The sequence below is a fragment of the Streptosporangium sp. H13245 genome, assembly GCF_055690525.1.
In genome coordinates, this window is sequence record NZ_JBSZKT010000022.1 from 108,977 (window position 1) to 115,755 (window position 6,779).

A 6,779-nucleotide genomic window follows, 5' to 3' on the forward strand; every position below is an offset into this window, starting at 1 on the left:
GTGGTGCACCGCAGCCGCAGCCGCCGACGCCCCCCGGTGGCGGGAGCCCCGACGGCGGAACAGGCGGCAACTCGGGCGGCTGGGGAGACCCCGGGACAGGCGGCGGCGGCTGGGGATACCCCAGGACGCCACCCCTGGATGCCTGCGCTGAGCTGCCCAGAGACCCAGCGTGTCCTCGCCACTGAACCCGCGACGCTGAGTCCTGCCCGCAGCCGCCCCGGCGCCTGCGGGCCACCCGGCGACCGGGGAGCGCGGCACGATCGGCTACGGCACCTGCGGCGAGGACTTCGTCCCCACCTGAGGCTCTTGCGCGCCCGCGCGTAGGATTTCTTCGGTGCCTGTGGTCAAGGCGTTCTCCTCCCGAACATGTCCCCGGCCCCGAAGTGAGCCGATCTGCGTAGGTCACCGCGCCTCCGAGGAGATCGTGTTCTTGGAAGCGGAGACGGTCACGCCTTCCTCTATCCGGTGGGAAGCTGCGGGCGCCTTGCGCGCCATGGCGAAGGGCAGTGAGGCGTGCACGAGCTGAGAAGGCTGTTGGAGGAGGCCTCCTGCGGGGTCTTTCCCGATGCCGATGGGGTGGTGGAGTTCGTGGACCAGCCCAGCCCGCGCGACTGCGGGGTGATCGCGTTCACCGCGCACAGCGTGGTGTTCGCCGATGTCGATCGCGACTGGATGCGCGGCCTGCTGCCCGCCGACGACGTGTCCGCGCCGCTGAACCCGCCGTTCCTGCGCGCCCTGGAGGAGCGGACCGGGCGCCGGGTGGACAACCTGGACCTGCTCGCCGTCGCCGGTGCGCTGAGCGGCCCGCCCCCATTGCCGCTCACAGAGATCACCGACGTCGACCACCCCCGGGTACGCCGCGCCCTCCAGCACCGCGACGGGGTGCGAGCGTGGCAGGCCGACGGAGGAATCGTGCTGCTCGGGCAAGGGGTGGCGGGCCGATGGGAGATCGCCGTCGAGGTCGGGGACGCCTACCGAGGCCACGGCCTCGGTCGGCGACTCGCGCGAGCGGGACGGCACCTCCTCGGCGCCGGGCAGGCGGTGTGGGCGCAGGTAGCGCCGGGCAACGCCGCCAGCGTACGGGCTTTCCTGGGCGCGGGTTTCCTTCCGGTCGGCGCCGAGGCCCTGCTCACCCGCCAGCCAACACCGAGCACTCCCCCGGACGTACCGAACCACCGCGCCGACGGTACGCCCTGGGTTTGAGCGCGAGCCGTCAGGAGGTGGGTCTGATGCAGGAGTGCTGTGCTTCGAACCAGTCGGTGGCGATGTCGGTTCCCGTGAAGCGCCCGATCAGCGCCAGGGCCGAGCTGACGCTCTCCGGATACTCCACGGGATCGTCGGGGACGTCGTCATCGCTGATCTGGAAGCGCAGCCCGTCCATCAGGCGGTCGAGCGCGTGCGGATCGTCGCCGGACCGCTCCTGTGGCCAGGTCGGGTCAAAGGAAACAATCACGTGCCCGTCGCGGGCGTAATCGAAGAAGGCGTTGCCGTTGATGTCCATGCGGAGGCCGAGGGCCTGTCGGCCGCCTTCGGTGATGGATCGCAGGAACTCGCTGTGGCCGTGCGCCGGCACGATGGCGAACCAGTCCTTGACCTCGGCCACCCAGCGGGATTTGTCGTCGCCGTGGTGGTCGAGAATTTCGCTCAGATGGCAGGGGGTACGGGTGGCGAGGTCCAGGGAGAAGTCCCGGGCGAGAGCGTCGAGGTCCGCGCCCTTGATCCAGAGGGCGCTGAATCCCAGCGACCACAGGTCCGGCTCGGCGTCGAGCCCTTCGGTGAAGAGAGTCGAGACCAAAAGGTCGTGCAGGTAGGTCGGTGAACGCATGGCTGCTCGGCTTTCGAGGAGAATCGGGCCGGATTTTGGCGGTGGACAAGCCGTGGCCGGTTCAGCCCGTACTGTGACCACCGAAGACGATGCAGAACGGGTGACCGACAGGATCGGCGAAGACGCGAAAGCCCGTCTCACGTTCTCCTGGGACGCGGGTGGCACCCAGGGCAAGGAGTTCCCGCTCGGCCTGGTCGGGATCACTCACGCGAATATCGAGGTGCATCTGCTGGGGATACACCGGGTCAGGCCAGCGCGGCGGAACCCATGGGGTCGCCCTCTGAAAGGCCAGCTGTCGAAGCCCAGGTTCCAAGCCGATGACCACCCAACCGTCGATGTCCTCGTTGATCCTCATGCCGAGCACCCGGCAGTAGAACTCCGCGAGAGTACGCGGGTCCGGGCAGTCGATCACTGTCTTTTCGAGACGTCCGATCATGCACAGAGAATGCCAGCATGCGGGTGACCGCACCCTCGCCTGACCAAGCACGATCTCGTAGAGATTCTCCTCAAGCCCCAAAAATGAGGAACGACACGATGACGGATCTACGCGAGAAGTTCCCCGGCGACGACCAGCACGCCGTGCTCGCGTCGCCCGGCTTCGGGGAGGCGTTCGGGGGCCGACAGCCCGTCACAACCTTGGGGAACCGATTTCGGGCTCGTTGAGGTAGGTGACCAGGACCCCGGTCGAAGCGTTTGGAAGGGATGGTCCTCAGTTTTCGGACCCGCGACGGCCCAGAGAGTGGAACGCGTGACACTGGATCTTTCCGTGGTTACGGATTTCCGCACCGCGTTCACCACCTACGACGACATTGGGACGGTCGCGTCGCTGATCGGCGCGGTCCCTCTGACGGTGGACCACCGTTCCCCGGAAGCTCTCACCGTGAGCACCGCCACCATCATCCGCCGGGACACCGGATCCTTCATGGCGGGGCGGACCTGGATGGATCAGGGGGTCGCGGGCGGCCTGGCTCGGTCGCGTCCGTCGTGGTCCTAGGTACGCCGGAGCGCGGCCATGACCTCCTTGGCGTGGGCGAACAGGACATAGTGTCCGCCATCGACGAAGTGGGTGGTCACCCGCGGGAGCCTGGACGTCATCTCCCGTCCCGACTGCGGGCTCACGTTGCCGTCCTGCTCGCCGTGCCACCATTCCACGGGACCGGTGACATCGGGCAGGTCGAAACCCCAGGGCCGGCACAGGAGCACGATGTCCTGGGTCGGGCCCGCGGGCCCCTGGCGGCACCCGTCCGCGAGCGCCTCCATTGACGCCCTGGTCTCATCGGGGTACTCCCGTGCGAACTGGGCGTCCGGTGACGTGCCGCGGGTGGCCAGGGCCATGAGGCGGTCGACGGCCTTGGCCGATCGGGGGGTACTGAGCTGGTACAGCGCACCGAACAACCGTGGCGCACGGAGTGCCAGCCCGTAGTAGAGCCGGGACACGCGTGACATCATGCCGTCGGCTCGCGTCCACTCCTCGCTGTACGGCGGGCTCCCCGCCCCCACCACGGTGCCGTGGACACGGTCGGGGAGCCGGTGTGCGACAGCGAGGGCGTAGGCCGCTCCGGCGGAGTGGCCGATCAGCCCGAAGCGGTCCAGGCCCAGGTGGTCGGCCCATTGTTCGACGTCACCTGCCCAGTCGGCGACCCGCCGCGCGGGTGCCGGATCGGAATGCCCCAGTCCGGGCCGGTCCATCGAGAGCAGCCGGATCCCGTCGGCGGTGGCCGCCGCGTCCAGGGTGATTCCGGCTCGCCCGGAGGTCCCCACCCCGGGCAGGAACAAGCACGGCCGGCCCGCCGGATCGCCGTACTCGTACCAGCTCAGGGTGCGGCCGTCGTCGAGGGTCATGGATGTCGGCATCCGGGTGTCGCCCTGGCTCATCAGAGGTTCCTGTCCGTCGAGTGGTGCTCGGTTTCGTTCCGGTGCTCGCCGTTCGGCCGCCGGTCCGGGTGGAGCTCCTGACCGGTCGCGGGGTCGGCGTCGCGCAGTTCTCGCCACTCCGTGAGCAGTTGCGGCAACCGTTCGGCGAGGAAGTCGCTGAGCGAGGCGAGCTCCTCCAGCGGTCTGCGCCGCTCAGCGCTCTGGTCGTTCAGCAGCGTCAGGCCCTCGCGGGCGAAGGCTGCCGCCTCCCGATAGGGTTCGGGGTCGAATCCCTGGGTCTGGTTGATGGACACCCTGACCCGGTCCACCCGTTCGCCGACCGTCCGCTCGCGCTGCAGCGCGCCGTGCGCCTCCAGATCCTTCACCGCTCCGGCGATGGCGCTGCGGCTCGCGCGTAACGCGGCCGCCAGTTCGTCGATGCTCTGCCATTCGGGATCGCAGACCAGCAGGTAGCCGACCACCCGTCCCGCGACGGGAGAGACGCGCATCCGACGGACCCAGACTCGTGCCACCCGGCCGGCGTATTGCAGCTGCAGCTCCTTGATCGTCATGTTTCTCAACTTAGACTGGATATTCAGAAATAACAATATTTTCTGTCAAATCAACCTGGATGGGACCAAGAGGGTCGTGCCCACCCGGTGAACGAGCGTCACCGGGTGGGCACGGATTGCCGGCTATCCCGCCTTTTTCATCAGTTTCACCAGGCTGGAGAAGCTGTCGGCCGCGTGACCGGCGTCCATGCCGCGTCGGAACAGGTCCACGACGGCGGCGGGAAGTGCGGTGTCGATGCCCGCGTCGGTGTTGGTGTGCAGGATGTGTTCGACGCTGGCCATGCCCATGGCCAGCCGGTCCACGTCGCCGCCGTGCTCGCCGGAGTCGATGCGCGCCGCGTAGAACGACAGGAAGCCGGGCATCGACGTCATGGTCTCGGTGGCGTGCGGCAGGATTTCCTTGGCGGTGAGGCCGTGGGCGTTGGCCAGGGCGATGGCTTGCCAGTAGCTGAGCATGGAGGTCCAGAACATGACCATGCCGATCTGGTAAAGCAGTGCGGCCAGCCCGGGGTCTTCGCCTCGGAAGTCTGTTCTGGTCAGGGCTTCGAGGGTGGGCCGGTGGGTTTCGAACGGTTCGCGGGGGCCGCTGTAGAAGGTGGATGACTCGGGTTGTCCGATGCCTGAGGGTGGCACGGTGACGCCGCCGGTGAGGTGGATTCCGCCGTGCTCGGTGATCCATTGGGCGCCCGCGCGGGTCTTGTCCGGGGTGTCGGAGCTGAGGTTGACCAGTACGCGGCCGGGGAGGGCGTGTGCTGCCGGTTTCAGTACGGCGTACATCGCGTTGTAGTCGGTGAGGCTTAGGATCACTAGTTCGTTGGCCGTGAGTGCTTCCTCGATGTTGCCTGCGAGCAGGGCGCCGCGCTCGATCAGTGCGTCGGCGCGGGAGGGGGTGCGGTTCCAGATGGTGACCTGGTGGCCTTTGTCGAGGAGGGTTTCGGTCATCGCCTGTCCCATGGGGCCGAGGCCGATGACAGTCACGGGTTGCCTGTTGTTCATGGTGGAGGTCTCCGTGGTGGGTGCGCTCAATGGCTAAAACGATCGCTCTATTTAGAGGGTGGGTAGACCGTAGCACATCTCTAAAACGAACGTTCTAACCAGTAGGCTGGGCGCATGGGCCAGACCAGCACCAAAGACCGGATCGTCATCGCCGCCTCACGTCTCCTGCAGCGCCAGGGGTACGTCGGCACGGGCATCAAACAGATCGCCAAGGAGGCGCAGGCCACGCTGGGGTCGGTCTACCACTTCTTCCCCGACGGCAAGGAGGCCGTCGCGGTCGCCGCCATCAAACACGGCGACCAGGAGTTCGCGGCCCTCCTCCGCGAAGCACTGGACAGCGAGCAGGATCCGGGGGCCGCCGTGGAGGCCTGCGCCCGGCAACTCGCCGACTCACTACGCGCCTCCGGCTGGACCGACGGCTGCCCGATCACCGCGGCGGCGCTGGAGACACTGGGCACCGACTCGGAGATCCAGCGGGTGTGCGCGGCGGCGCTACACAGCTGGGAGGGACTGGTCTACGACAAGCTGCTGCGCTCAGGCCTTCGCGCCGAGAACGCGCGCGACCTCGCGACCACGATCATCAGCACCCTGGAAGGCGCCGAAGTGACGGCCCAGGTCAAACGCAGCGAAGAACCCCTGCGAGCGGCGGGCCGACAACTGGCCCGCCTGATCGGCACATACGAGGCCGCCCCATCCGTGACCGAATAGGACCTCGGCCGCACACGACACCACCCCCACGTGCCTTACCAGACAGGACCGGACAACGGCAGCGATCACCAACCCGCACGGGCAAACAGGTTCCTCAACCAGTGGTCCCCATCGGCACCGGCATGGACCTGGCGGAGTGGCTTCGCGGCCGACACGTCGAGACGGCGAAAGCCCCGGCCGGAGCCAGGGGCTTCACGTCGCGCGGTCGCCTACGCGGGAAGGTCCCAGCTCGGCCCGTCCGGTTCGCCCAGCCAGACATACTGGCGGTCCCTGGTGACGGTGAGCCCGAACCCGGACTGATGCGGGGATCCGGCCCCCTGCCAGGTCAGGATGGCCTCGTCGTCCAAGTGCGCCGGGGCCGCGCGGAGTCGCCCGGCCGTCCTTGGTCGTCACCGTCCGGGGTCCGGCGGGAGTGGGACGGTGAGCACGGACCGCTGTCACATCTGCTGACGCTCAAGGCACGACCGCCGGGTACGAAGGCGCTTTCAGCACGTCAGGTCCTTCTTCCGGGATCACTCGATTAAGGACCTGAAACGCGGAAGGGCCGGGCGTCCTCGTTGGACGCCCGGCCCGTCACCGGCCCCGTGTCACGGGGCCGGTCGCTCAGAACTCGCAGTTCTGCTCGGTCTCACCGGTGCAGGTGTCGGTGTTGGCGCCCCCGTCGGTGGTGTCGTTACCGCCCCGGCCGTGCAGGAAGTCGTCGCCGCTGTCGCCGACGAGGACGTCACGGCCACTGCCGCCCCACAGGGTGTCGTTACCGGCCGAGCCGAAGATCTCGGTGAACCGGTTGACGGTGTCGTTGTTGACGATGTCGTCGCCCTGAC

Annotated in this window: 9 protein-coding genes; 3 read left to right on the forward strand and 6 right to left on the reverse strand. The window is 68.1% G+C overall.

Annotation, left to right across the window (positions count from 1 at the left end; all coding sequences use genetic code 11):
• Positions 1-513 precede the first annotated feature (513 nt).
• Positions 514-1,203 carry a GNAT family N-acetyltransferase gene (locus tag ACW9TB_RS26235; RefSeq protein ID WP_472750718.1) on the forward strand — a complete coding sequence of 230 codons (690 nt, stop codon included), beginning with the start codon at positions 514-516 and terminating at the stop codon, positions 1,201-1,203.
• 10 nt (positions 1,204-1,213) lie between these two features.
• Here ACW9TB_RS26235 and ACW9TB_RS26240 read toward each other — a convergent pair whose 3' ends face one another.
• Together ACW9TB_RS26240 and ACW9TB_RS26245 are read right to left on the reverse strand one after the other, a co-directional pair.
• Positions 1,214-1,906, reverse strand: coding sequence for a DUF6461 domain-containing protein (locus ACW9TB_RS26240; protein ID WP_472750719.1), 693 nt, complete (start codon positions 1,904-1,906; stop codon positions 1,214-1,216).
• Positions 1,887-2,261 carry a VOC family protein gene (locus tag ACW9TB_RS26245; RefSeq protein WP_472750720.1) on the reverse strand — a complete coding sequence of 125 codons (375 nt, stop codon included), beginning with the start codon at positions 2,259-2,261 and terminating at the stop codon, positions 1,887-1,889. The genes ACW9TB_RS26240 and ACW9TB_RS26245 overlap by 20 nt, the downstream gene beginning before the upstream one ends.
• 303 nt (positions 2,262-2,564) lie before the next feature.
• On the opposite strand from ACW9TB_RS26245, the gene ACW9TB_RS26250 reads away from it, so the two are divergent.
• A complete protein-coding gene (locus ACW9TB_RS26250) occupies positions 2,565-2,819 on the forward strand; it encodes a hypothetical protein (protein ID WP_472750721.1) in 255 nt (84 codons plus the stop codon).
• Here ACW9TB_RS26250 and ACW9TB_RS26255 read toward each other — a convergent pair.
• The 3 genes from ACW9TB_RS26255 to ACW9TB_RS26265 all read right to left on the reverse strand — a co-directional run bounded on the left by ACW9TB_RS26255 (position 2,816) and on the right by ACW9TB_RS26265 (position 5,247).
• The gene (locus ACW9TB_RS26255) at positions 2,816-3,700 is read right to left on the reverse strand and encodes an alpha/beta fold hydrolase (protein ID WP_472750722.1); all 885 of its coding nucleotides are present in this window, start codon (positions 3,698-3,700) and stop codon (positions 2,816-2,818) included. The two genes, ACW9TB_RS26250 and ACW9TB_RS26255, sit on opposite strands and share 4 nt — an antisense overlap.
• The gene (locus ACW9TB_RS26260) at positions 3,700-4,251 is read right to left on the reverse strand and encodes a hypothetical protein (RefSeq protein ID WP_472750723.1); all 552 of its coding nucleotides are present in this window, start codon (positions 4,249-4,251) and stop codon (positions 3,700-3,702) included. Before ACW9TB_RS26260 ends, ACW9TB_RS26255 begins: the two co-directional genes overlap by 1 nt.
• Positions 4,252-4,374: 123 nt before the next feature.
• A complete protein-coding gene (locus ACW9TB_RS26265; protein ID WP_472750724.1) occupies positions 4,375-5,247 on the reverse strand; it encodes an NAD(P)-dependent oxidoreductase in 873 nt (290 codons plus the stop codon).
• Between the two features lie 114 nt (positions 5,248-5,361).
• Between ACW9TB_RS26265 and ACW9TB_RS26270 the strand changes: the two genes are divergently transcribed.
• Positions 5,362-5,955: a TetR/AcrR family transcriptional regulator gene (locus tag ACW9TB_RS26270; RefSeq protein WP_472750725.1), complete on the forward strand. Its 594-nt coding sequence runs from the start codon at positions 5,362-5,364 to the stop codon at positions 5,953-5,955.
• A gap of 603 nt (positions 5,956-6,558) precedes the next feature.
• On the opposite strand, the gene ACW9TB_RS26275 is transcribed toward ACW9TB_RS26270, so the two are convergent.
• The coding region (locus ACW9TB_RS26275; RefSeq protein WP_472750726.1) for a calcium-binding protein at positions 6,559-6,779 on the reverse strand (221 nt) is incomplete at its 5' end.

Excerpts from the sequence above, each read along its gene's own strand:
- ACW9TB_RS26260 (WP_472750723.1), bottom strand. The coding sequence starts at position 4,251 with ATGACGATCAAGGAGCTGCAGCTGCAATACGCCGGCCGGGTGGCACGA.
- ACW9TB_RS26245 (WP_472750720.1), bottom strand. The coding sequence starts at position 2,261 with ATGATCGGACGTCTCGAAAAGACAGTGATCGACTGCCCGGACCCGCGT.
- ACW9TB_RS26255 (WP_472750722.1), bottom strand. The coding sequence starts at position 3,700 with ATGAGCCAGGGCGACACCCGGATGCCGACATCCATGACCCTCGACGAC.
- ACW9TB_RS26265 (WP_472750724.1), bottom strand. The coding sequence starts at position 5,247 with ATGAACAACAGGCAACCCGTGACTGTCATCGGCCTCGGCCCCATGGGA.
- ACW9TB_RS26270 (WP_472750725.1), top strand. The coding sequence starts at position 5,362 with ATGGGCCAGACCAGCACCAAAGACCGGATCGTCATCGCCGCCTCACGT.